Genomic DNA, 23,151 nt, shown 5'->3' with positions numbered 1-23,151 from the left:
CTTCCCAATCAACCGCTAGAGAGTTCACGTGTCCATCTTGCCTGTCGTTGATCAGCTGCCGCGGCGATAGGGCTTGCCGTCGGCGGCGGGCATTCGCAGTCGCTGCGCCGCCAGCGCCAGCACGACCAGCACCGTGATGTACGGCGCGGCCTGCACCAGCGCGGTCGGGATCGTGTCGACGGCGAAGTACAGCACGTACGAGCCCACGCCCAGCACCGCCGCGACCACGCCGATCACGGTGTTGCGCCGCACGAACTCCCACACCGCCAGGGCCAGCAGCAGCGCGCCGACGAGGATCAGCAGCGCGTGCACCGACTCGGAGCCGCGGCGCAGCTGCAGGGCGTCGGTGTAGCCGAACAGCGAGGCGCCCATCGCGAGCCCGCCCGGCCGCCAGTTGCCGAAGATCATCGCGGCCAGGCCGATGTACCCGCGGCCGCCCGTCTGCCCCTCGCGGAAGATCACGGAGCTGACCGTGGACAGGTACACGCCGCCCAGGCCGGCCATCGCGCCGGAGATGACGACGCCGTAGTACTTGTACTTGTACACGTTGATGCCGAGGCTCTCGGCCGCCTGCGGGTCCTCGCCGACCGAGCGCACGCGCAGGCCGAACGGGCTGCGCCAGAGCACCAGCCAGGTCCCGACGATCAGCAGCACCGCGAGCACCGTCACCAGCGACACGTCCACGAGCAGGCCGCGCAGGACGCCGGCCAGGTCGCTGATCAGGAACCAGTGGTGCTTCTCCAGCCCCTCCAGGTTGTCCACGAAGGGCACGGAGACCCGCGGGACGGTCTGGTCGGGCTTGAGCGCGGGCGACTGGGTCGCGCCGGCGCTGCCCCAGACGATGAACGAGAGGTACCGCGTGATGCCCGGCGCCAGCAGCGTGATCGCCACACCGGAGATGATGTGGTCCACGCCGAAGGTGACCGTGGCCAGGGCGTGCAGCAGGCCGCCGAGCGCGCCGCCGGCGATGCCGATCAGCAGGCCGACCCAGGGGCCATAGTTGAGGCTGCCCCACGCGCCGAACCAGGTGCCGAGGATCATCTGGCCCTCGAGGCCGATGTTGACCACGCCGGCCCGCTCGGCCCACAGCCCGCCCAGGCCGGCCAGCCCGATCGGCACCGCGGCCTGCAGCGCGGCCTGGATGGCGCCCTGCGAGGTGACGTCGTCCGCGCCGGTCAGCAGGTGTACGAGCGACAGCCCGATGAGCGCGCCCGCGACGATGAGCAGGATGCGGGCGGTGCTCATGCGCCGCCGCTTGGGCGCGGCCGGCTGCGTGGCGACGGCGGAGAGCATCGCGTCGGTGCTCACTTGGACTCCTCCGTGCTCGCGGCGGCGGCCAGCGGGGCCGAGCCGACCGGGGCCGCGGTGGCGCTGCCGACCCGCTGCTGCTGGGCCCGGCGGCCGATGCGGTTGGCCAGCTCGTAGGCGACGACCACGGACAGGACGGTGACGCCCTGCATGATCACCACGATCTCTTTCGGAATGCCGTCGAGGTCGAGGATGAGCTGCGAGCGGGCCAGGAAGCCCCACAGGACCGCGCCCAGGGCCATGCCGACGGGGTGGTTGCGGCCCAGCAGCGCGACCGCGATGCCGGTGAAGCCGATGCCGCCGAAGCCCTCGGTGTAGGTGTGCGTCTCGCCGAGCATGCGGGGCAGGTTGACCAGGCCGCCGATGGCGCCCGAGATGAGCATCGCGGTGATGATCATCTTCTTGGCACTCACGCCGCTGGCCGTGGCCGCGAACGGGTTGTAGCCGGTGGCCCGCAGGTCGAAGCCGAAGCGGGTGCGGTTGACGGTGAACCAGTACACCAGGCCGAGCACCACGGCGATGGCCAGGAAGCCCAGCACCTTCTGGTCGGTGCCGGAGACGATCGGCAGGCCGGGCATCCAGGAGTTCTCCGGCAGCACGCCGGTGGTCTTGATCTGGGCGCCGGGCTGCTGCGTGCCCCAGTGGTCGTTGAGCAGCCAGGTGACCACCTGACCGGCGATCGCGTTGAGCATCAGCGTCGAGATGACCTCGCTGACCCCGCGCTGGGTCTTGAGCAGCGCGGCGATGCCGGCCCAGAGGGCGCCGACGATGGCCGCGACCACGATGATCATGACGATCCGCAGTGAGCCTGGCATCCAGCTCATGAAGGAGGCGCTGGCCAGCGCGCCGGCCATGAACGCGCCGATCTTCGACTGGCCCTCGACGCCGATGTTGAACAGCCCCATCTTGAAGCCGATGGCGACCGCGACGGCGGCGATGTAGTACTCGCTGGCCTTGTTGAGGATCTCGACCATCGAGTCCGGCTGGGTGCCGAAGTCGAGCATGTCGTTGAACGCCTGCACGGCGTCCTTGCCGGTCAGCGTCAGCGCGAGCCAGGAGATCAGGGCGGCCAGCAGCAGGGCCGCGACCGGCGCGATCAGCTGGGGCAGCAGCTTGGCCAGGTCGATCCGCCGCCAGAACGGCGGCGGCGAGGCGGTAGTCGTTGCGGCGGCCGCACTCACTCGGAGGCCTCCTCGGTCGTGGCGCCCGTCATCGCGACGCCCAGTTGTTCGGGGGTGACGGTCGCCGGGTCGGCCTCGGCCACCAGCCTGCCACCGTAGATGACCTTGAGGGAGTCGGACAGGCCGATCAGCTCGTCCAGGTCGGCCGAGATCAGCAGCACGCCCATCCCGGCGATGCGGGCGTTGCGGATGTGGTCCCAGATGGCGGCCTGGGCGCCGACGTCGACCCCGCGGGTCGGGTGGGCGGCGATGAGGACCCGGGGGTTGTGACTCATCTCCCGGCCGACGATGAGCTTCTGCTGGTTGCCGCCGGACAGGGCGACGGCCGCCACGTCGATGCTGGGGGTCCGCACGTCGTACTGCTCGACGATGCGCTGGGTGTCCCGCCGCGCGCCGCCGACGTTGATCAGGAAGCCGGTGGCGTTGGGGCGCTCGGTCTGATGGCCGAGGATCCGGTTCTCCCAGAGCGGCGCGTCCAGCAGCAGGCCCTGCCGGTGGCGGTCCTCGGGCACGTAGCCGATGCCGGCCTCGCGGCGGCGCCGGGTGGTCCAGCCGGAGATGTCGTCCCCGCCGAGGCGGATGGTGCCGGTGGCCGCGCGCATCCCGAGGATGGCCTCGGCCAGCTCGGCCTGGCCGTTGCCCTCGACGCCGGCGATGCCGACGACCTCGCCGCGGTGGATGGTGAAGGTCGCGTCGTTGACGACCGGGCGGCCCTCGGGGCCGAGGACGGTGAGCCCCTCGACGACCAGCGCGGGCTCGTCGGTGACGGTCGACTCGCGCGCCTCCGGGCTGGGCAGCTCGCTGCCGACCATGAGGGTGGCCAGCTGGCGGGCGGAGACCTCGGCCGGCTTGACCGAGGCGACGGTGGTGCCCCGGCGGATGACCGTGATGTCGTCGGCCACCGCGCGCACCTCGTCGAGCTTGTGCGAAATGAACAGGACCGTGAGGCCCTCGCGGATGAGCTCCCGCAGGTTGCCGAAGAGCTCGTCGACCTCCTGCGGGACGAGCACGGCGGTCGGCTCGTCGAGGATCAGGATCTGGGCGCCGCGGTAGAGGACCTTGAGGATCTCCACGCGCTGGCGGTCGCCGACGCCGAGGTTCTCGACCAGCTCGTCGGGGCGCACGCCCAGGCCGTACCGCTGCGAAATCTCGGTGATCTTGTTCTTGGCCCTGGACCCGATGCCGTAGAGCTTCTCGGCGCCGAGCACGACGTTCTCGGTCACGGTGAAGTTGTCGGCGAGCATGAAGTGCTGGTGCACCATGCCGATGCCGGCCGCGATGGCGCCCTGCGGCGAGGAGAACCTGACCGGGAGGCCGGCGACGATGATCTCGCCCTCGTCGGGCGGCTGCATGCCGTACAGGATCTTCATCAGGGTCGACTTGCCGGCGCCGTTCTCACCGACGATCGCGTGGATCGTGCCCTTGCGCACGGTGAGGTTGACGTCGGAGTTCGCCACAACGCCGGGGAACCGCTTCGTGATCCCCTTCAGCTCGACGGCGGGTGGTTCCGCGGTCATCCAGGCTCCTAACAGATGAGGCGGGGGACTGGATCACAGTCCCCCGCCGAGCACCCGATGTCTACTACCAGATGTCTACTACAAGCTGTTGCTTACTTGCTGGGGACGGTGACCTTGCCCGACGAGATGTCGGCCTTGGCCGCGTCCAGCTTGTCCTTGATGTCGTCGACCTGCCCACCGGACGTGGCGTAGCCCACGCCGTCGACCTTGAGGTCGAAGACGGTGGCGCCCGCGGTGAACTTGCCGTCGGCGTAGTCCTTGACGAAGTTGAACACCGCGGTGTCGACCCGCTTGAGCATGGAGGTCATGATGACCGGCTTGAGCGACGCGTCCGAGACGGTGTTGTACTGGTCCGAGTCGACGCCGATGGCCAGCGCGTTCTTGGACTTGGCGGCCTCGAACACGCCGGTGCCGGAACCGCCGGCGGCCGCGTAGACGATGTCCGCGCCCTGGTCGTACATGCCGCTGGCGGCCGTCTTGCCGCCGGCCGGGTCGTTGAAGCCCTTGCAGGCGTCGGCCGGGGTCGACAGGTAGTTCGTCAGCACCTTGATGTCGGCCTTGGTGGCCTTGGCGCCGGCGGTGAAGCCCGCCTCGAACTTCTTGATCAGGTCGACCTGGCAGCCGCCGATGAAGCCGACGGTGCCCTTCTTGGACTTCAGTGCGGCGGCCACGCCGACCAGGTAGGAGCCCTGCTCCTCGGCGAAGGTCAGGTCGGCCACGTTGTCGGCCTTGGTGGCGCCGTCGACGATCGCGAACTTGGTGTTCGGGCAGTCCTTGGCGGCACGGGCGAGCGGGCCGTTGGCCGCGTCGGCGCCGTCGTAGACGAAGCCGACCGCGATGACCGGGTTGAAGCCGCTGGTGCAGAGCAGCTTCAGGCGCGAGTACTTGTCGTTCTCGCTCTCGCCGGCGACCGCGGCCAGGTCCTTGACCTCGAGGTTCAGGTCGCTCTTGACCTTGTCCAGGCCCGCGGCGGCGGAGTCGTTGAAGGACTTGTCGCCCCGGCCGCCGATGTCGAAGGCGAGGCCGACCTTGACGTTCTTCTTCGCGGGCGGCGCGCCGCTGGCGCCACCGGTCCCCGCGGTGTCCGAGTCATCACCGCAAGCGGTCATGCTTCCCAACGCGACAAACGCCACCGCGGCGGCCGCGAGAACCTTCATCCCACGCACTCGGCGCAAGACGGTCTCCCTTCCCAATGCACCGCCCGAACGCGGTGAACCCAACGGCGGGAGCGTACGCCCTCGACGGTGCTGAACCAGCGTTTGCTGCCGGGTTGGGAGGAGCACGTTATAGGGCCGTGACGTGCCGCCGGTCATTCCGCCCTGTGGGATCGATCTTGTAACAGCCCAGTTACCTCCAAAACACGGCAACCGCGGCGTTAGCGAGCGTTAACCCGACCAAAGCCAGGAAATGACCGCGGTTGACCTCCTCGCGCTTGCGGGAGAAAAACGTCATGGCCAAGATCATGAGGCCGAGCAGGAGTTTCACCGCGAGCTTGGCCGTCGGCGGCTCGGCGTCACCCCCGCCACGCAGCGGAGCGGCGAGCCCGAGACCGGTCACCACCTGGATGAAGGCGCCCCAGAGCATGGCCGGGTTGATCCGCAGCTTGCCGGTCATGTACTGCGCGATCGAACCGCCCAGCAGCAGCGCGAAGCCGATCAGGTGCAGGAACAGGAGGATGAGGCGCAAAGCTTCCATCCGCGCAAGGTAGCGGCCCGTTGACTCTCCCCCTGCTGGAGGGTCCAGGATCGTGGCATGAACATCGGCGAGCTGTCCCGGCTCACCGGCCTGCCGGTCAAGACCATCCGGTACTACTCCGACGTCGGCCTGGTCCCGGAGGCCGAGCGGTCCAGCGCCGGGTACCGCCGCTACGACCACGGCGCGATCGTGCGCCTGGAGTTCGTGCGGACCCTGCGCGAGCTCGGCCTCGACCTGGCCACCATCCGGCAGGTGCTGGACCGCGGGGCCGACCTGCGCGAGGTGGCCGCGGCCCACGCGGAGGCGCTGAGCCTGCAGATCCGCGTGCTGCGCCTGCGCCGGGCGGCCCTGCGCGCGGTGGCCGGCCGCGACTCGTCCCCGGCCGACCTGGAGCGGCTGGCCCGCATCGCCCAGGCCGGCGCGTCGGAGCGGCAGCGGATCATCGACGACTTCTTCGACAGCATCTTCGCCGGCATCGCCGACTCGGCGGAGTCGCGGGAGTTCACCGCCGGGATGCGCAGCGTCTCCGCCGACCTGCCCGACGAGCCGACCGACGAGCAGGTGGACGCCTGGATCGAGCTGGCCGAGATGCTCCGGCAGCCGGACTTCCGGGAGCGGCTGCGGGAGATGGGGCGCAAGAGCTTCGAGCCGGGCGCCCGGCGGGTGATCCCGACCGACCTGGCGGAGATCAAGTGGTTCGTGGACACCGTGGCCGAGGCCCAGGACGGCGGCGGCCGCGACCCGGCCGAGGTCGTGGCCGAGGTGCTGGAACGCTGGGGCGCGGACACCGACGAGCTCCGGCGGGAGGTGCTGGCGGCGCTGGAGCTCTCGATCGACGTGCGGGCCGAGCGCTACTGGCAGCTGATGGCCGTCATCAACGGCTGGGCCCCCGTCCCGGCCACGATGCACCGCTGGTCCTGGTTCCTTTCGGCGCTGCGGGAGACCCTCGCCCGGTAGCGTTGATCACGTGGAGTGGTGGCGGACCGCGGTCATCTATCAGGTCTACCCGCGCAGCTTCGCCGACTCCGACGGCGACGGCGTGGGCGACCTGCCGGGCATCACGGCCCGCCTCGAGCACCTGGCCGACCTCGGCGTGGACGCCCTGTGGCTGTCCCCGTTCTACCGCTCCCCCATGGTCGACGGCGGCTACGACGTCGCCGACTACCGCGACGTGGACCCACTCTTCGGCACCCTGGCCGACTTCGACGCGCTGCTGGCCCGGGCGCACGCGCTCGGGCTGCGGGTGATCGTCGACATCGTGCCCAACCACACGTCCTCGGCCCACCCGTGGTTCGCGGAGGGACTGCGCGACCGCTACGTCGTGAAGCCGGAGAAGCCGAACGACTGGCAGTCGCTCTTCGGCGGGCCGGCCTGGAGCCGGTTGCCGGACGGCTCCTGGTACCTGCACCTGTTCGACCCGGCCCAGCCGGACCTGAACTGGGACAATCCCGAGGTGCGGGCCGAGTTCGACGACATCCTGCACTTCTGGCTGGCCCGCGGCGTGGACGGCTTCCGGGTCGACGTGGCCCACGGCCTGGTCAAGCCGGAGCTCTCCGAAGCGGCGTTCTTCGACCAGGAGGGCGTGCACGAGATCTACCGCGGCTGGCGCAAGATCCTCGACTCGTACCCCGGCGAGCGCATGGCCGTCGCCGAGGTCTTCGACACCGAGCCGGCCCGGGTCGCGCGGTACGTCGCCGCCGACGAGCTGCACCAGGCGTTCAACTTCGACTTCCTCGAGGCCCCGTGGGACCCGGCCGAGCTGCGCCGGATCATCGACGGCTCGCTGGCCGCGGCGGCCACGGTCGGCGCCCCGCCCACCTGGGTCATCTCCAACCACGACCGGCGGCGGCCGGTGACCCGCTTCGGCGACGGCGTGCCGGGCCGGCGCCGGGCCCGGGCGGCGGCCCTGCTCATGCTCGGTCTGCCCGGTTCCGCGTACGTCTACCAGGGCGAGGAGCTCGGCCTGCCCGAGGTGCTCGACCTGCCCGACGAGGCCCGCGCCGACCCGCAGTGGATCCGGTCCGGAGGCAGGGAGCTGGGGCGGGACGGCTGCCGGGTGCCCCTGCCGTGGTCCGGCGACGCGCCGCCGTTCGGCTTCGGCGCGCGGTCCTGGCTGCCGATGCCGGCGGACTGGGCGGCGTTCACCGTCGAGGCCCAGCGGGCGGATCCCGACTCGACGCTCAACCTGTACCGCAACGCGCTCCGGCTCCGCCGCCCGGCCGCGACGCTCGCGTGGCGCCCGGCCCCGGACGGCGTGCTGTGCTTCGAGACGGAGGGCTATCTGGTCGCGGCCAACCTCGGCGGCTCGGCGTTCGCGCTGCCGCGGGAGCCGGTGCTGGCCAGCTCGCCGGTGGGCGGCACACTGCCGCCCGACACGACGGTCTGGATGGAATCAGGCTGACCAGCGGCTGGTCAGCTGCTGAGCTTGGCGGCGATCCGGGAGAAGCCGGCGCGGATCTCGTCGACGGACGGCGGCTCGTGCGTGTGGTCGTCGTCGTGGTCATGATCGTGGTCGTGGTACGAGTCCTCGTACCCGGCCAGCTCCGCGTCCAGCGCGGCCGTCTCCACGTCCTCGTTCTCGGCGGCCAGCCGGGACGCGGCGATGTCACCCTGGATCTGGGCCACCGTCACGTGCGGCTGGAGCGGCTCCACGACGGCCATCAGGTCCTCGTCGGCCACCACGGCCTCGGCGAGGGCCAGGGCATGCGCGCGCTCGTACGGGCCGCACACGACCGGCTCCCACTCCTCCTCGTCGTTCATCGGGCCGAAGGTGATGATCCACGGCAGGGTCAGCGCCGGCGCGTCGGCCGGCAGGTCCAAAGTCACGAGTGCACCCACGGCGCCCATCATGACGGTTCCGGGCGCTCCGCACCCGGCGAACCGCCGGACGGCACGATGGGTGGCGACACCTTGGCCGCGATCTGGGCCGCGTGCTCGGCCTCGGAGGCGGCCTTCTCGACCAGCTCGGCGGCCCGGCGGGCGGCCTGCACGTCGGCCCGCGGGGCGCCGCCGGCCAGGTCCACGACCCGGCCGTGCGGGCTGGTGGCGGACAGCGCGGCCGCGAACAGCAGCAGCTGGTGCAGCAGGTACATGTACAGCAGCAGCCCGATCGTGCCCGCGACCAGCTGGTAGGCGGGATTGTGCTCGGTGCGGGTGATGTACCACTTCCCGAGCGTCTTGAGCAGGCCCAGCCCGATCGCGAAGAGCAGCGCCGAGGGCCACAGCCGGCGCAGCGACATCCGCAGCCGGGGCACGCCGACGAGCAGGGCCGCGCCCAGGAACACGTCGACCACGCCGGAGAGCAGGGTGGAGAAGCCGCGCAGGGCCACCCGGACCGGGTCCTGGTCCACGTCGCCGGCCAGCCAGTAGATCAGCTCCTGGACCCCGGCGAAGATGCCGATCGAGATCAGCAGGAGCAGGCCGAGGCCGACCAGCACGGCGAGGTCGAGCAGCCAGCGCACCACCGCGTTGCCGGGGTGCTCCTGCAGCTGCCACAGCGCCCGCTGCGACGAGCGCAGGTTCTCCACCCAGCCGACGCCCGCGATGATCAGGCCGGCCAGCGCGATGATCCCGATCTGCTGGCTGCCGGCGAAGATCTGGTCGCTCTGCAGCTGCGGCAGGTTGGCCTGCAGATAGACCTGCACGCGCTCGACGACCAGCTTGTTGCCGCCCAGCACCTGGCCGAGGATGTAGAACAGCACGACGACCATGGCGAAGACCGCGAAGAAGCCGTAGTACGCGGTGGCGGCGGCCAGGCGGACGGCGTCCACGTCGAAGTAGCGCTGCTGGGCCCGCCACACGTGGTCGAACACGCGTGAGCGCCGCCGGCCCGCCGCAATCACGCGGTCAAAGCCGGCCTCAGCCCGGTCCAGGAGGCTCACGCCGTCACCTCCGCAAGCTCCGGCGCCGTCGCGAGGGCACTGAGTCCATGGTGAGCGGCCACTCCGCTCCGCTCCGTACCACTCACGCCCTCAATGGTCCGCTGTGAAGCGGTACTCCGCATGGGGACGCCACCGTCCATGGTCGTCGTGTTCGAAAAGCGTGAACCCGGCGACCGGGAACTCGGCCTCGTAGTCGGCCAGCTCCGCGAACACGGCGTCCAGCCGGTCGGGCTCGACGTCGTGGGCGACGGTTACGTGCGGATGGTAGGGGAACCGGGCCGTCGACGAGATGGCGGGCGCGGCGAGCACCGCCGAGTGCAGCTGCTCGCACTCGCCGATCCCGGCCGCGACCGCCACGAACACGACCTGGGTGATCGGGCGGAAGGTGCCGGTCCCGCGCAGCCGCACGGTGAAGGGCCGGTGCGCCCGCGCCACGCCGCCGAGGTGCCGGTGCAGGCTCGGGACCTCGGCGGCGTCGATCTCGGTCGGGCCGAGCAGGGTGACGTGGGCCGGCACGAACTCCGCGACCCGGTCCCCGGCGGCCAGCCGGGCGGCGGTCAGCTCGCCGCCCCACGGCTGGGGGATGTCGATCGCGACGCCGATGGTGGTTCTGTCCACCGTCGTCAGTGCGCAGCGCCAGGGGCGAGGAAGCCGATCCGGTCGTACGCCGACTTCAGCGTCGGCACCGCGACCGCCCGCGCCTTCTCCGCACCGATCGCGAGCAGCTTGTCCAGCTGGCCCGGGTCGTCCAGGTAGGCGTTGGTGCGCTGCTGGATCGGCTTGACGAACTCGGTCACCACCTCGGCGAGGTCCTTCTTCAGGTCGCCGTAGCCCTTGCCGTCGTAGGCCGCGACCAGCTCGTCGATCGTCCGGCCGGACAGCGCCGCGTAGATCGTGAGCAGGTTGGACACGCCGGCCTTGTTGACCGGGTCGAAGATGATCTCGCGGCCGGTGTCGGTGACCGCCGAGCGGATCTTCTTGGCCGACCGGGCCGGCTCGTCGAGCAGCTCGATCAGGCCGTTGGCGGCCGAGGCCGACTTGGACATCTTGGCCGTCGGGTCCTGCAGGTCCGTGATCTTGGCGGTGTCCTTGACGATGAACGGCGCCGGCAGGGTGAACGTCGGGCCGAACGTCGTGTTGAACCGCTGGGCCAGGTCGCGGGTCAGCTCCAGGTGCTGGCGCTGGTCCTCGCCGACCGGGACGGCGTCGGCCTGGTACAGCAGGATGTCGGCCGCCTGCAGGATCGGGTAGGTGAACAGCCCGACGCTGGTCCGGTCGGCGCCCTGCTTGCCCGACTTGTCCTTGAACTGGGTCATCCGGCTGGCCTCGCCGAAGCCGGTGATGCAGTTCATCACCCAGCCGAGCTGCGCGTGCTCGGGCACGTGGCTCTGCACGAACAGGGTGCACCGCTCCGGGTCGAGCCCGACCGCCAGCAGCTGGGCGACGCCGATCCGGGTGCGCTTGCGCAGCAGCGCCGGGTCGTGGCCCATCGTGATCGCGTGCAGGTCGACCACGCAGTAGAAGGCGTCATGGGTCTCCTGCATGGCCACCCAGTTGCGCACGGCACCGAGATAGTTGCCCAGGTGGAACGAGTCGGCGGTGGGCTGAATCCCGGAGAGCACCCGGGGCCGGGCGGGAGACGACATGCCGCCATTCTGTCAGGCGCAACCGGAGGAGCCGCACAGGCGTCTGTCTGGGTAGCGTGCCAGTCGAGGGAGGTGGGCGGTGGGCGACGATCTCGAGGCCCGGGAGGCCGTGCGCGACGCGTATCAGGCGCACTACCGCCGGCTGGTGGCCGCCCTGTACGCGCTGACCGGCGACCACGCCGAGGCCCAGGACCTGGTGCAGGAGGCGTACGCGCGCGCCCTGGCCCGGCCCCGGCAGTTCCTCGACGTCGCCGACCCCGAGGCCTGGCTGCGCACCGTCGCGATGAACCTGGCCCGCACGCGCTGGCGGCGGCGGCGCCTGTTCGACACACTGGTGCGCAGCGGCCGCGTCGCCCGGCCGGTGGAGAGCGTGCCGGGCGTCGACCCCAACCGGGTCGCGCTGGTCGCCGCCCTGCAGCAGCTGTCGCAGGCCACGCGGGAGACGATCGTGCTGCACCACCTGGCCGACATGTCGGTCCACGAGGTCGCCGACGCCCTGGGCGTGCCGGTGGGCACGGTCAAGGCGCGCCTGTCCCGTGGCCGCGCCATGCTCGCCACCCTGCTCAGCGACGGCGAGGCGGGCGCGGAGAACACCCCGCGGCGCCGCGGCGCTCAGCCCCAGGCCCAGCCCCCGGCCCAGCCGCAGATCCAGGTGCGGCAGGACCGGCCCCAGGAGGTGCGCGATGCGCCCTGACCTGGACTTCCGGTCCCTGCGCCAGCAGATCGAGCAGGCCACCTGGGTCCCCGACTTCAGCACCCTCTACCGCCGGGCCGGCCGCGTGAAGCTGCGCGACCGGATGACCGTGCTGGGCGCGCTGCTGGGCACCCTCGGCGTGCTCGCCCCGGTCGCGCTGGCCGGGATCTTCGGCCGCCCCGGCCCGGCCGTGCTCGGCCCCAACCCCGACCTCGGCGAGGCCTGGAGCCCGATCGCCTCGGCCACGCCGACCGCCACCGGGCGCTACCCGTCCACGGTCACCGTCATGGCGGCCGCCGGCGACCTGCCCAACCTGATCGCGGCCGTCGACGTGTGCGCGGAGATCCCGCAGGCCCGCCGGTGCAGCCTGCAGATCGTCGCGCTCGGCGGCGAGGCCGAGCGCCGCACGCCGTTCGTGGTCGACGCCCTGCGCACCAGCCCCCTGGACCGGGTCTCCAACGTCCAGCTGCTGCGGGTCGCCCCGACCGGGTACATCCTCAGCGGCGAGGTCGGCGGCGGCTCGCGCTCCAGCGTGCGCTTCGAGCTCACGTCGGCCACCCAGACCGAGCTGAACCCGCAGGACGCGGCGCCCGTGATGGGGCCCAACGACCACCTCGCGCTCAAGGCGGGCGACCGGACGGTGCAGCTGGTGCAGTACGGCGACCTGTTCGGGGTGCGCGAGAGCGACGGCGCGCTGAGCCTGATCAGCCAGCCGCCGATGGCCCGGCGCACGATCGCGGCCCTCCCGCCCGCCTCCGCCGGCTGGTGGGTGACCGGCGCCGACCTGAACACCGGCGCGCCCGCGGTCAGCGTGAGCACCGACCAGGGCGCGACCTGGACCGCGCGCACCCTGGACGCGCCGGCGGGCAGCGACGTGCCGACCGTGGCGACGTCGGACGGGAAGAACGCGTGGGCCTTCGTGCCGTACAGCAGCGGCATCCGGCTCTTCCGCACGAGTGACGGCGGGAGCCACTGGCGCGAGGTCCGCGGCGCGGTCACGCTGCCGCCCGAGCTCAAGACGCTGGACAACCGCCTGCTCGGCGCCCTGGTGCGGCCGGACCGCTCGGTGCTCATGTGGGTGTACTCGAACCCGGCCACGGTCAACACCACGGTCTTCTTCGACAGCAACGACGGCGAGCACTTCGCGGTCATGTCCGGCCCCGGCGGCACGATCGCCGCGGTCGACAACGGCTACGCGTCGCTGGGCGATCCGGCCCGGGTCTCCCACGACGCCCACACCTGGCAGGAGGCCGCCCTGTCCTCCACCGTGATGCCGAACTGAAATTTCCTGGGAACCCGCCGGACGCGCGGGGGATCGTTGTCTGCGTGGGCGACGTCGGCGAGGTGTACCACGCCTGTTACCGCAGGCTGGTGGTGCAGCTCTACGCGTTCACCACGGACCTCGCCGAGGCGCACGACGCGGTGCAGGAGGCGTTCGTGCGGGCCGTCGCCCGCCCGCGCGGCTTCTCCGGCATCGACAACCCCGAGGCCTGGCTGCGCACGGTGGCACTCAACGTGGCCCGCCGCCGCTGGCGCCGCCGCCGGGTCCTGGACCTGCTGCTGCTGCGGGAACGGCCGCTGCACGACGACGTCCACCAGCCCGACTCCGACACCCGCACCGACCTGACCGACGCCCTCGACGCCATCCCACGCAGCTACCGGGAGGTCATCGTGCTGCATTACTACGCCGACCTCAGCGTGGACGAGATCGCCGCCGCGCTGAGCGTCCCCGCCGGCACCGTCAAGTCCCGCCTGTCCCGCGGCCGGGCCGCGCTGGCCGCGCGCCTCAACGGATACGAGGTGTCGCGTGCCTGATCAACTGGAGTCGCGGCTGCGCGCCGAGCGGGACCGGCTCGACATCGACCAGCCGCCGATGGAGGTCATCGCGGCCCGGGCCGCGGCGCTGCGCCGGCGCCGGCTCGCCGCCCGGACCGGGATCGCGTCGCTGGCCACGCTGGCCGTCATCGGCGCCGCGGTGGCCACCGTGGACCGCCCGACGAAGTCCGCACCGATGATCGCCGCGTCCGACCCGGCCGCGACCTGGAGCGCCGGCGGGATCACGATCTCGGGCCTGGACCACCTGCCCGCCGACCTGCCGGGGGCGGTCCGGGACGTGGAGTTCCTGGACGCCGAGCGCGGCTACCTGCTGAGCACCGACTGCTGCACCACGTGGATCAGCACGACGGACGACGGGGGACGCACGTGGCGTACCGTCGAATCCCCTGTCTCCGGACAGCCGCGGATGGTCGTCACGGCCGCCGGGGTCACGCTGTTCGGCGAGGACCACCGGACCCGGGCCACCAGCGCGGACGGCGAGCACTGGACGGCGGGCGGCGACAAGCTCGACGCCGACTCCGCCCTCACCGGCGACTCCCGCATGGTCCAGCTGGGCACCTCCGAGTGCGGCTCGGCCACCGCCGGGCTGGCCGGCAACCGCCTCGCCCCGCTCCCGAAGCAGCCGCCGATCTCCGTCTGCTGGCGCTCCCCCGTGCGGGCCGGCGACGGCGCGTGGTGGGTCGCCGGCGGAGACTGGCAGGGCATGGCGGTGGCGGTGACCCGCGACGACGGGCAGAGCTGGACGACGACCCACTTCCCCGGCTACGAGACGGCCACGCGAATCCGGATGGCGACGCTCGGGCGCGCGGTGTTCGTCGCCTTCGCCGCGCCGCAGGAGGCCGCCGGGGCTCCGGACCGGCTGCTGGCGGTGGCGGTGTCCACGGACGGCGGGGCCACCTTCGGCCCGCCCCGGCCGACGGCGGGCAATGCCACCATCGGCGGGGACCTGGTGCCGCTGCTGGACGGCCGGCTGCTCATCGTCGACGGCTACGGCCACTGGCTGGTCTCCGAGGACTCCGGCACGTCGTGGGTGCGGCTGGAGGGCCTGCACCTCACGATGCGCCTGGCGCGGACCGAGGGCGGCTACGTGGCGTACCAGATGACCACGATCTACACCGCGTTCTCGGCCGACGGCGCCGACTGGCAGAAGCTCGACGCCCAATAACCGTCAGCGGTTCATGAACGCCCAGGCGTCGGCCACCATCGTGGCCAGCTCCGGGTGTTGCGGGGTCCAGGCCAGCTCCCGCTTGGCCTTGTCCGAGGAGGCGACGAGCTGGGCCGGGTCGCCCGCCCGGCGCGGCGCCATCTCGACCGGGATCGGGTGGCCGGTCACCTCGCGCACGACCTCGACGACCTGCCGGTTGGAGAAGCCGGTGCCGTTGCCCAGGTTGAAGATCCGGTGCCCGGGGCCGTCCATCGTGCCCAGCGCGAGCAGGTGGGCGGCGCCCAGGTCGGCGACGTGGATGTAGTCGCGGATGTTGGTGCCGTCGAAGGTGTCGTAGTCGTCGCCGAAGATCTGCAGCTTCTCCCGCTTGCCCGCGGCCACCTGCAGGGCGATCGGGATCAGGTGCGTCTCGGGGTCGTGCCGCTCGCCGATCATGCCGCCGTCGGGGCGGCGGAGGGCGCCGGCCACGTTGAAGTAGCGCAGGCTGACCGCGGAGAACCCGTGCGCGACGGCGAACCCGGTCAGCGCGTGGTCGGCGGCGAGCTTGGAGGTCGCGTAGGGGTTCGGCGGGCGGACCGCGGCCGTCTCCGGGATCGGCACGGTGTCGGGGTCGCCGTAGACGTTCGCGGTGGAGGAGAACACCAGGCGGCGTACCCCCGCGGCCCGCATGGCATCGAGCAGGCGCAGCGTGCCGATAGCGTTGTTCTCCCAGTACTTCTCCGGCTTCTGCACGCTCTCGCCCGCCGCGATGAACGCCGCGAAGTGCAGCACCCCGTCGAACCCGGCGGACGGCGTGAGCAGGTCGCCCACCGCGTCGTGGACCCGGCCGCGGACGAACGCCGCGCCCGCGGGCACCGCCTGCTCGTGGCCGGTGGAGAGATCGTCCAGCACCACCACCTCGTGGCCGGCGTCGAGCAGCAGCGCGGTGACGATGCTGCCGATGTAGCCGGCGCCACCGGTGACGAGTAGCTTCACTACAACCTCCCATATTCCGACGTGTTCCAACAAAAATACACGTCGCTACACTCAGCTCTATGCCGGAGCCTGGCCCCGGAACCCTACGGCAGGCTGCGGCCGCCCTGCTGATCCGCTGGGCGCAGCGGCTTCACGCTACCCCGGACGGGGGCGGCATATCCGAGGCCGAGCTGCGAACCCTCATCACGGTGAATTCGGGCACCGGGCACGTGCGCGAGGTGATGGTGCCGCGCACGGAGGTGGTGTTCCTCGATGCCGCGCTGACCGTCGAGGGCGCGCTGGAGGAGGTGCGCACGGCCCGGCACTCCCGCTTCCCGGTGATCGACGGCGATCCCGACGACGTGCTCGGCTTCGTGCACCTGCGGGACCTGACCCTCGCCGCGGACGGCCCGGCGGCACCGCTGCGCGGCCTGACCCGCGAGGTGAAGCGGCTGCCGGCCAGCAAACGGGTCCTGGCGGCGCTGTCGGAGATGCGGCGGGAGGGGCACCATCTGGCCGTGGTCGTGGACGAGTACGGCGGGACGGCCGGCATCGTCACGCTCGAGGACCTGATCGAGGAGCTCGTCGGGGAGATTCACGACGAGTACGACGCACCGCCCGTCCCTCCCCGGGTGGACGAGGTGGACGGGCGGCTCAATCTGGCCGGCCTGGCCGACCGGATCGGGCTGACGCTGCCGGCCGGGCCCTACGAGACCGTGGCCGGCTTTCTCATGGCCCGGCTGGGTCGCGTGCCGGCCGTGGGCGACCAGGTCCGCCACGACGGCTGGCACCTCCAGGTGAGCACCGTGGAAGGCCGCCGCGTGGCGAGCGTGAAGGTCAGCCGGCCTCGATGATCATGCCGGCGCCGACGGTGCGGTTGGTCTGCTCGTCGATGATGATGAAGCCGCCCGTGGTGCGGTTGCGGCGGTACTCGTCGGCCAGCAGCGGCACCGTCGTGCGCAGCTTCACGCGGCCGATCTCGTTGAGCCCCAGCTGATGCGCCGACTCGTCCCGGTGCAGCGTGTTGACGTCCAGCCGGTACTGCAGCCCGCGCACCACCGCCCGCGCCGCCCGGGTCGTGTGCTTGATGGCGTACTTCCCGCCCACCGCCAGCGGCCGCGTCTCGTCCATCCAGCAGACCATCGCCTCGATGTCCTGGGCGACCTGCGGGGCGTTGTTCGGCCGGCAGATCAGGTCCCCGCGCGCGATGTCGATCTCGTCGGCCAGGCGGATGGTGACGGACATCGGGGGGTACGCCTCGGACAGCGGCCCGTCGGCGGTCTCGATGTGCGTGATCCGCGTGGTGAAGCCCGACGGCAGCACCATGACCTCGTCGCCCGGCTTCATCACGCCGGAGGCGACCTGGCCCGCGTAGCCGCGGTAGTCCGACACGGTGGTGGACTGCGGCCGGATCACGTACTGCACCGGGAACCGCACGTCGACCAGGTTGCGGTCGGAGGCGATGTGCACGTGCTCCAGGTGGTGCAGCAGGGAGGGCCCCTCGTACCAGGGCATGTTCTCGCTGCGGCTGACCAGGTTGTCGCCGTGCAGGGCGGAGATCGGGATCACCGTCAGGTCGGGCGCCTCGAGCTTCGCCGCGAACGACGTGAACTCGTCGGCGATGCGGTCGAAGACGGCCTGGTCGTAGTCGACCAGGTCCATCTTGTTCACGCACAGGACCAGGTGCGGCACCCGCAGCAGCGAGCACAGGAACGCGTGCCGGCGGGACTGCTCGACCAGGCCCTTGCGGGCGTCGACCAGGATCAGCGCCAGGTCGGCGGTCGACGCGCCGGTGACCATGTTCCGGGTGTACTGGATGTGCCCCGGCGTGTCCGCGATGATGAACTTGCGCCGCGGGGTGGCGAAGTAGCGGTACGCCACGTCGATGGTGATGCCCTGCTCCCGCTCGGCGCGCAGGCCGTCGGTGAGCAGCGCCAGGTTGGTGTACTCGTCGCCGCGCGAGCGGGAGGTCGCCTCGACCGCCTCCAGCTGGTCCTCGAAGATCGCCTTCGAGTCGTACAGCAGGCGGCCGATCAGCGTCGACTTGCCGTCGTCGACCGAGCCGGCGGTCGCGAAGCGCAGGAGGTCCATCTGCCGCTGCTGCGGCGTCTCCAGAACGGAGGTCATCTTAGAAGTACCCCTCACGCTTGCGGTCTTCCATCGCCGCCTCGCTCACCCGGTCGTCGCCGCGGGTCGCCCCGCGCTCGGTGATCCGGGTGGCCGCGACCTCGTCGATGACCTTGTCGATCGTGTCCGCGTCGCTGCGGACCGCGGCCGTGCAGGACGCGTCACCGACGGTGCGGTACCGGACCTGTTCCACGAACGGCGTCTCCCCCGCGCGCAGCGGCAGGTACTCGTTGATCGCGTACAGCATCCCGCCGCGGTCGACCACCTCGCGGTCGTGGGCGTAGTAGATGCCGGGCAGGTCGATGCCCTCGCGGGCGATGTAGTGCCAGACGTCCAGCTCGGTCCAGTTGGACAGCGGGAAGACGCGGATCGACTCCCCCGGCGCGATCCGGGCGTTGTACAGCGCCCAGAGCTCCGGCCGCTGGTTGCGCGGGTCCCACTGGCCGAAGTCGTCGCGGAAGCTGAACACGCGCTCCTTGGCCCGGGCCTTCTCCTCGTCGCGGCGGGCGCCGCCGAAGAGCGAGTCGAAGCGGTACTTCTCCACCGCGTCGAGCAGCACCGGCGTCTGGATCCGGTTCCGCGTGCCGTCGGCCGCCTCCCGCACCGTGCCGGCGTCGATGGCCTCCTGCACGCTGGCCACGATCAGCTGCACGTTGAGCTCGTTCACCCGCCGGTCCCGGTACTCGAGGACCTCGGGGAAGTTGTGCCCGGTGTCGACGTGCATGACGGGGAACGGAATGCGGGCGGGCGCGAACGCCTTCTCGGCCAGCCGCAGCATCACGATCGAGTCCTTGCCGCCGGAGAACAGCAGCACGGGCCGCTCGAACTCGGCGACCACCTCGCGCATGATGAAGAGACTCTCGGCCTCGAGAGCGTCCAGATGAGAGACCCGGTAGGGCGGCCGGCTCATGCCGCCACCTCCGCAAGCTCCGGCGTCGGCATGAGCTTAAACCTGCGCTTTCTGATGAGCGGCCACTACGCTTTGCTTCGTACCGCTCATTGTCGGCGGAACCTTTCAGCTGTTGATCGCGGCCAGCAGTGACGGCGCCAATGCCTTCCGACACACCACCAGGTCAGGCAGGCGAGGGTCGGGCTGGTTGTATTCCAACGTAGTCCCGTCGATACGGGAAGCGTGCAGACCCGTGGCGAGAGCCACAGCGACCGGGGCGGCGGAGTCCCACTCGTACTGCCCACCGGCGTGCACATAGGCATCAACGGCCCCGTCGATCACGGCGGCGATCTTCGCCCCCGCGGACCCCATCGGCACCAGCTCGATGGGAAGTTTCTCGGCGAGGTCGGCCAGCAGCGCCGGCGGCCGGGTGCGGCTGGCCGCCATCCGGATCGGCTCGCCCTGCACCCCGGGCATCGGGGGGAACGGCGGCGGGGTGTCGGTGCCGAGCACGCAGTGCTGGGCCGGCAGCGCGACCGCGCCGGCGACCAGGCGGCCCGCGTAGAGCGCCACGTGCACGGCCCAGTCGGCCCGGCCCTCCTCGCCGAACTCGCGGGTGCCGTCCAGCGGGTCGACGATCCAGACGCGCTCGGCCGCGAGCCGGGCCGCGCTGTCGGCGCCCTCCTCGGACAGGATCGCGTCGGCCGGGCGCCAGCGCGTGAGCTGCTCCACCAGCAGCTCGTGGGAGAGCCGGTCGCCCGCCTTGCGCAGGGCCGCCGGGTCGCCGTAGCCCATCTCCTCGCGCAGCTTCAGCAGCATGTCGCCGGCCCGCTGGGCCAGCCAGCGCGCGAAACCGCCGTCGGTGGCGGGTGGCAGATCGGTCATCAGTACGCTCCAGCCCCTCGGGTCACGGCGCTCAACGTCCGCAGCAGGATGACCAGGTCGAGCGAGAGCGACCAGTTCTCCACGTACTGCAGGTCGAGGCGGACCGCTTCGTCCCACGATAGGTCCGACCGGCCGGACACCTGCCACAGGCCGGTCATCCCGGGCCGCACGGCCAGCCGGCGCCGGGCGTCGTCCGGATACACGGCGACCTCCTCCGGCAGCGGCGGGCGCGGCCCGACCAGCGACATGCTGCCGCCGATGACGTTGAGCAGCTGCGGCAGCTCGTCGAGCGAAAACTTGCGGAGAAGCCGCCCGACGCGGGTGACCCGGGGGTCGTTGCGCAGTTTGAACAGCGCGCCGTCGACTTCGTTGAGGTGCCGCAGCTCGGCCAGGCGCGCCTCGGCATCGATGTGCATCGTACGGAACTTGAAGATCACAAATTCGTGACCGTCCTTGCCCACTCTTACCTGTCGGAACAGTACCGGCCCGGTGGAATCCACGCGAACCGCAAGCGACAGAAGGGCCAGAAGGGGTGAGGCGAGGACCAGCAGGGCGACCGCGCCGGCCCGATCGACGAGCGCCTTGACCAGTCGGCGGGCCCCGTTCAGGGTCGGGTGTTCGACGTGCAGCATCGGCAGGCCGTCCACCGGGCGGATCGTCGTGCGGCTGCCGGCCACGTCGATCAGGGTGCTGGCCACGATCAGGTCGATGTCGTCGCGCTCCAGGTGCCAGGCCAGCCGGCGCAGCGCGTGGCCGTCCAGCTCGGGGCAGGACAGCACCAGCACGGTGTCGGCCCGGGCCTTGCGCACCGCGCCCGCGATCTCGTCGAAGGCGCCCAGGATCGGCACGTCGGCGACCGCGCCGGCGGCGGGCAGGCAGGCGCCGACGACCTTCAGGCCGTGGTACCGCTCGCGCCGCAACTGTCGCGCCATGGCCTCCACGGCGAGCTCGTGGCCGACCACCACCACCCGGCGCATGCACGCGCCGCGCTGCTTGCGGGCCCGGTGCAGCAGCTTGCGCAGCAGGAACCGGGCGAGCAGGCAGCCGAAGGTGACCAACGGCAGCGCGACGAAGAACCAGACGCGGGCGATGCGGATCTCGCTGGCGTACGCGACGAAGACGGTGGCCGCGGTCAGGGCCAGGCCGGCCCGCAGGACGCGCTGGTACTCGTCGGTGCCGACGAACAGGTACCGCTTCTCGTAGGCCCGGTTGGCCGCGAGGCTCGCCGTGAACGCGACCGGCAGCAGCACCGAGAGCAGCACATAGCGGCTGTTGTACAGCGTCAGCCCATTCGACGTGAGCGCGTTGGAGAACCGCGCCTCGAACGCCACCGCGCCGGCCATCAGCCCGATCACGAAGTCCAGGACGAGCAGGGTCCGCAGGTAGCGGCCCTCCCACGCCCACCGGGCCCGGTGCCGCGCGGTGCGGCCCTGCCCCACGAACATGTCCGGCGCGGCGATGCGCACCGGGGTGCGGGTGAACGGGGTGGTGCCGCGGACGGCGGCCTCGACCTCGGCGGCCAGGGCCGGGTCGACCTCGGGGGCCGGTGCGGCGCCCGGCGCGGGGGCGGGTGAGACCGGCGCGGCGACGCGGGCGGTGCGCGGTTGCGTCTTGCGGACCGTGTTGCGCACCGGGCTGGGGCGGCGGCCGCGGGCCGGGGCGGCCGGGCGGCCGTACACCGGCGCGGGCGCGGGCTCCTCGGCGTGCTGCCGCACGTTGGGCGCCCGTTCCTCGCGGCGCAGGCCGGCCGGGCGATCCTCACGGCGGAGGTGGGCCGGACGGTGGAATCCGTCCCGCGTTCGTCCGCTGTCGATCGCCACTCCGCTGCCTCCTTCGGAAGGACCGTCTCCATCAAACGGTGCAACCTCGGGTACAACGTGCAACTCGGACATTCGTCACGCCGACGGGTAATCGGGACGGGCCCCGCGATAGCGACGAACGGGTCGTTCAGTCCGCGTGATAGCGGTTCTGGGCAGCTTCCAGGCCCTGGTCGACTACCATCTCGACCACGTCCGCGGCCCGGTCGACGAAGTAGTCCAGCTCCTTGCGCTCCGCGGCGGCGAAGTCGGACAGCACGAAGTCGGCGGGGGCCTGCCGGCCGGGCGGGCGGCCGATGCCGAAGCGGACCCGGATGTAGTCCTTGCCGCCCAGCGAGCTCGACATCGAGCGCAGGCCGTTGTGGCCGCCCTCGCCGCCGCCCTGCTTGACGCGCACCTGGGTCCACGGGATGTCGAGCTCGTCGTGGACGGCGATCACCTGCTCGCGCGGCACCTTGTAGAACTGGGCCAGCCCGGCCACCGGGCCGCCCGAGAGGTTCATGAAGGTCAGCGGCTTCACCAGCACCAGGCGGGGCCCGCCGACGCGCAGCCGGCCCTCGGCCACGTCGGCCACGACCCGGCGGTGCCGGCCGAAGCGCAGCCCGGCCCGCGCGGCGAGCAGGTCGGCGACCATGAACCCGACGTTGTGCCGGTGCCGGGCGTACTCGGGGCCGGGGTTGCCCAGGCCCACGACCAGCCAGGGTGCGTCGTCGGGCACCGGAGCTCCTCCTCACACAGCAAAGTCGCGGCCGCCCGTGGGCGACCGCGACTGCTTCAGGCTGTTGCGGTGATCAGGCCTCGGCGGCCGCGGCGGCCGGCTCCTCGGCCGGGGCCTCCTCGGCCGTCTCGGTCTCGATGACCTGCTCCTGCGCGGCCGAGACGATGGCGATGACGTAGTCCGGGTCGGCGGCGAGCTCGACGCCGGCCGGGAGCTTGACGTCGGCCGCCTTGACCTGGCTGCCGGCCTCGAGGCCCTCGATCGAGGCCTCCAGGTGCTCGGGCAGCTTGGTCGCGTCGGCCAGCACCGCGAGCGTGTTGCTCTCGGTCATGACCAGGGTGTCGCGGGCGGCGTCGCCGACGAGCTGGACCGGGATCTCGACGGTGACCTTCTCGCCGCGGCGGACCACGAGCAGGTCCACGTGGTCGAAGGTGTCCTTGATCGGGTCGCGCTGGATCGCCTTGGGCAGGGCCAGGGCGGCGCTGCCGTCGGAGATCTCGATGTTGAAGACCTGGGTCATGCCGCCGTGGCGAATGGCCGCGGCGAACTCACGGGCGGGAAGGGCGATGTGGCGGGGCGCCTCGCCGTGGCCGTACAGCACGGCTGGCACCTTGCCGGCCCGGCGCGTGCGGCGGGCACCACCCTTGCCGAACTCCGTACGGGGCTCGGCGCTGATCTTTACCTCGGACACGACAGAACTCCTGATGCGGTTGTGCGGCGGGCACCGGCCTGCGCGACCGGTAAACAGTTGTCTAGGTGGTGCGGCGCTCGGGCGAGGAGTGCTTGGGGCACGGGCCCTGAGCACCGCGTCGATCACGGAGCCCGCTTGGCCGCTGTG

At 71.7% G+C, this 23,151-nt stretch carries 23 protein-coding genes; 7 read left to right on the top strand and 16 right to left on the bottom strand.

Annotated elements, in window-relative coordinates:
- Positions 1-51 precede the first annotated feature (51 nt).
- The 5 genes from ACQPZ4_RS04385 to ACQPZ4_RS04365 form a co-directional block, all read right to left on the bottom strand.
- Positions 52-1,308 (bottom strand): ABC transporter permease, encoded by a 1,257-nt coding sequence (locus ACQPZ4_RS04385; RefSeq protein WP_433056371.1) that lies wholly within the window; start codon positions 1,306-1,308, stop codon positions 52-54.
- Positions 1,305-2,489 (bottom strand): ABC transporter permease, encoded by a 1,185-nt coding sequence (locus ACQPZ4_RS04380; RefSeq protein ID WP_433056369.1) that lies wholly within the window; start codon positions 2,487-2,489, stop codon positions 1,305-1,307. The genes ACQPZ4_RS04385 and ACQPZ4_RS04380 overlap by 4 nt, the downstream gene beginning before the upstream one ends.
- Positions 2,486-4,006, bottom strand: a complete 1,521-nt coding sequence (locus tag ACQPZ4_RS04375) for an ABC transporter ATP-binding protein (RefSeq protein ID WP_433056367.1) — start codon at positions 4,004-4,006, stop codon at positions 2,486-2,488. The genes ACQPZ4_RS04380 and ACQPZ4_RS04375 overlap by 4 nt, the downstream gene beginning before the upstream one ends.
- 92 nt (positions 4,007-4,098) lie before the next feature.
- Complete coding sequence (locus tag ACQPZ4_RS04370; RefSeq protein WP_433056365.1) at positions 4,099-5,115, bottom strand: BMP family lipoprotein; 1,017 nt, start codon at positions 5,113-5,115, stop codon at positions 4,099-4,101.
- 238 nt (positions 5,116-5,353) lie between these two features.
- The gene (locus ACQPZ4_RS04365) at positions 5,354-5,701 is read right to left on the bottom strand and encodes a hypothetical protein (RefSeq protein ID WP_433056363.1); all 348 of its coding nucleotides are present in this window, start codon (positions 5,699-5,701) and stop codon (positions 5,354-5,356) included.
- Positions 5,702-5,758: 57 nt separating this feature from the next.
- Between ACQPZ4_RS04365 and ACQPZ4_RS04360 the strand changes: the two genes are divergently transcribed.
- Both ACQPZ4_RS04360 and ACQPZ4_RS04355 read left to right on the top strand, forming a co-directional pair.
- Positions 5,759-6,658, top strand: a complete 900-nt coding sequence (locus ACQPZ4_RS04360; RefSeq protein WP_433056361.1) for a MerR family transcriptional regulator — start codon at positions 5,759-5,761, stop codon at positions 6,656-6,658.
- A 10-nt stretch (positions 6,659-6,668) separates the two neighbouring features.
- Positions 6,669-8,102, top strand: a complete 1,434-nt coding sequence (locus ACQPZ4_RS04355; RefSeq protein ID WP_433056359.1) for a glycoside hydrolase family 13 protein — start codon at positions 6,669-6,671, stop codon at positions 8,100-8,102.
- 11 nt (positions 8,103-8,113) lie between these two features.
- On the opposite strand, the gene ACQPZ4_RS04350 is transcribed toward ACQPZ4_RS04355, so the two are convergent.
- From ACQPZ4_RS04350 to trpS, 4 genes are all read right to left on the bottom strand, one after another.
- A complete protein-coding gene (locus ACQPZ4_RS04350) occupies positions 8,114-8,539 on the bottom strand; it encodes a hypothetical protein (RefSeq protein ID WP_433056357.1) in 426 nt (141 codons plus the stop codon).
- Between the two features lie 8 nt (positions 8,540-8,547).
- Positions 8,548-9,582 (bottom strand): YihY/virulence factor BrkB family protein, encoded by a 1,035-nt coding sequence (locus ACQPZ4_RS04345; RefSeq protein WP_433056355.1) that lies wholly within the window; start codon positions 9,580-9,582, stop codon positions 8,548-8,550.
- Between the two features lie 90 nt (positions 9,583-9,672).
- Positions 9,673-10,209, bottom strand: coding sequence for a 2'-5' RNA ligase family protein (locus tag ACQPZ4_RS04340; protein WP_433066227.1), 537 nt, complete (start codon positions 10,207-10,209; stop codon positions 9,673-9,675).
- Entirely contained in the window at positions 10,206-11,228 is a 1,023-nt protein-coding gene (gene trpS, locus ACQPZ4_RS04335) for a tryptophan--tRNA ligase (protein ID WP_433056353.1), read from the bottom strand. The genes ACQPZ4_RS04340 and trpS overlap by 4 nt, the downstream gene beginning before the upstream one ends.
- A gap of 79 nt (positions 11,229-11,307) precedes the next feature.
- On the opposite strand from trpS, the gene ACQPZ4_RS04330 reads away from it, so the two are divergent.
- The 4 genes from ACQPZ4_RS04330 to ACQPZ4_RS04315 are packed head-to-tail and all read left to right on the top strand — an operon-like array spanning position 11,308 to position 14,923.
- Positions 11,308-11,922: an RNA polymerase sigma factor gene (locus tag ACQPZ4_RS04330; RefSeq protein WP_433056351.1), complete on the top strand. Its 615-nt coding sequence runs from the start codon at positions 11,308-11,310 to the stop codon at positions 11,920-11,922.
- Complete coding sequence (locus ACQPZ4_RS04325) at positions 11,912-13,204, top strand: WD40/YVTN/BNR-like repeat-containing protein (RefSeq protein ID WP_433056349.1); 1,293 nt, start codon at positions 11,912-11,914, stop codon at positions 13,202-13,204. The genes ACQPZ4_RS04330 and ACQPZ4_RS04325 overlap by 11 nt, the downstream gene beginning before the upstream one ends.
- Before the next feature lie 44 nt (positions 13,205-13,248).
- Positions 13,249-13,737, top strand: coding sequence for an RNA polymerase sigma factor (locus ACQPZ4_RS04320; RefSeq protein WP_433056347.1), 489 nt, complete (start codon positions 13,249-13,251; stop codon positions 13,735-13,737).
- Positions 13,730-14,923, top strand: a complete 1,194-nt coding sequence (locus ACQPZ4_RS04315; protein ID WP_433056345.1) for a hypothetical protein — start codon at positions 13,730-13,732, stop codon at positions 14,921-14,923. Before ACQPZ4_RS04320 ends, ACQPZ4_RS04315 begins: the two co-directional genes overlap by 8 nt.
- Before the next feature lie 3 nt (positions 14,924-14,926).
- Here the strand turns inward: ACQPZ4_RS04315 and galE are convergent, their stop codons facing one another.
- Complete coding sequence (galE, locus tag ACQPZ4_RS04310; RefSeq protein WP_433056343.1) at positions 14,927-15,898, bottom strand: UDP-glucose 4-epimerase GalE; 972 nt, start codon at positions 15,896-15,898, stop codon at positions 14,927-14,929.
- Positions 15,899-15,957: 59 nt separating this feature from the next.
- Between galE and ACQPZ4_RS04305 the strand changes: the two genes are divergently transcribed.
- Positions 15,958-16,731 (top strand): hemolysin family protein, encoded by a 774-nt coding sequence (locus ACQPZ4_RS04305; protein ID WP_433056341.1) that lies wholly within the window; start codon positions 15,958-15,960, stop codon positions 16,729-16,731.
- Here ACQPZ4_RS04305 and cysN read toward each other — a convergent pair.
- The 6 genes from cysN to ACQPZ4_RS04275 all read right to left on the bottom strand — a co-directional run bounded on the left by cysN (position 16,715) and on the right by ACQPZ4_RS04275 (position 23,004).
- Positions 16,715-18,004, bottom strand: a complete 1,290-nt coding sequence (gene cysN, locus ACQPZ4_RS04300; RefSeq protein ID WP_433056339.1) for a sulfate adenylyltransferase subunit CysN — start codon at positions 18,002-18,004, stop codon at positions 16,715-16,717. The genes ACQPZ4_RS04305 and cysN overlap by 17 nt on opposite strands.
- A 1-nt stretch (position 18,005) precedes the next feature.
- Positions 18,006-18,914: a sulfate adenylyltransferase subunit CysD gene (gene cysD / locus ACQPZ4_RS04295; RefSeq protein WP_433056337.1), complete on the bottom strand. Its 909-nt coding sequence runs from the start codon at positions 18,912-18,914 to the stop codon at positions 18,006-18,008.
- Between the two features lie 105 nt (positions 18,915-19,019).
- Positions 19,020-19,778: a 3'(2'),5'-bisphosphate nucleotidase CysQ gene (locus ACQPZ4_RS04290; RefSeq protein WP_433056335.1), complete on the bottom strand. Its 759-nt coding sequence runs from the start codon at positions 19,776-19,778 to the stop codon at positions 19,020-19,022.
- Complete coding sequence (locus ACQPZ4_RS04285; protein ID WP_433056333.1) at positions 19,778-21,598, bottom strand: sugar transferase; 1,821 nt, start codon at positions 21,596-21,598, stop codon at positions 19,778-19,780. Before ACQPZ4_RS04285 ends, ACQPZ4_RS04290 begins: the two co-directional genes overlap by 1 nt.
- Before the next feature lie 127 nt (positions 21,599-21,725).
- Positions 21,726-22,313: an aminoacyl-tRNA hydrolase gene (gene pth, locus ACQPZ4_RS04280; protein ID WP_433056331.1), complete on the bottom strand. Its 588-nt coding sequence runs from the start codon at positions 22,311-22,313 to the stop codon at positions 21,726-21,728.
- A gap of 73 nt (positions 22,314-22,386) precedes the next feature.
- Entirely contained in the window at positions 22,387-23,004 is a 618-nt protein-coding gene (locus ACQPZ4_RS04275) for a 50S ribosomal protein L25/general stress protein Ctc (RefSeq protein WP_433056329.1), read from the bottom strand.
- Positions 23,005-23,151 lie beyond the last annotated feature (147 nt).

Origin of the sequence: Dactylosporangium sp. CS-033363 (genome assembly GCF_050942475.1) — a bacterium.
GTDB lineage: Bacteria > Actinomycetota > Actinomycetes > Mycobacteriales > Micromonosporaceae > Dactylosporangium.
This window is presented reverse-complemented; position numbering and strand designations above follow the sequence as displayed.

Bases quoted from the DNA above. Each gene is read 5' to 3' on its own strand.
- ACQPZ4_RS04290 (WP_433056335.1), bottom strand. From the start codon at position 19,778: ATGACCGATCTGCCACCCGCCACCGACGGCGGTTTCGCGCGCTGGCTG.
- ACQPZ4_RS04305 (WP_433056341.1), top strand. From the start codon at position 15,958: ATGCCGGAGCCTGGCCCCGGAACCCTACGGCAGGCTGCGGCCGCCCTG.
- ACQPZ4_RS04360 (WP_433056361.1), top strand. From the start codon at position 5,759: ATGAACATCGGCGAGCTGTCCCGGCTCACCGGCCTGCCGGTCAAGACC.
- ACQPZ4_RS04375 (WP_433056367.1), bottom strand. From the start codon at position 4,006: ATGACCGCGGAACCACCCGCCGTCGAGCTGAAGGGGATCACGAAGCGG.
- ACQPZ4_RS04325 (WP_433056349.1), top strand. From the start codon at position 11,912: ATGCGCCCTGACCTGGACTTCCGGTCCCTGCGCCAGCAGATCGAGCAG.
- ACQPZ4_RS04365 (WP_433056363.1), bottom strand. From the start codon at position 5,701: ATGGAAGCTTTGCGCCTCATCCTCCTGTTCCTGCACCTGATCGGCTTC.
- trpS (WP_433056353.1), bottom strand. From the start codon at position 11,228: ATGTCGTCTCCCGCCCGGCCCCGGGTGCTCTCCGGGATTCAGCCCACC.
- cysD (WP_433056337.1), bottom strand. From the start codon at position 18,914: ATGAGCCGGCCGCCCTACCGGGTCTCTCATCTGGACGCTCTCGAGGCC.
- cysN (WP_433056339.1), bottom strand. From the start codon at position 18,004: ATGACCTCCGTTCTGGAGACGCCGCAGCAGCGGCAGATGGACCTCCTG.
- ACQPZ4_RS04370 (WP_433056365.1), bottom strand. From the start codon at position 5,115: ATGACCGCTTGCGGTGATGACTCGGACACCGCGGGGACCGGTGGCGCC.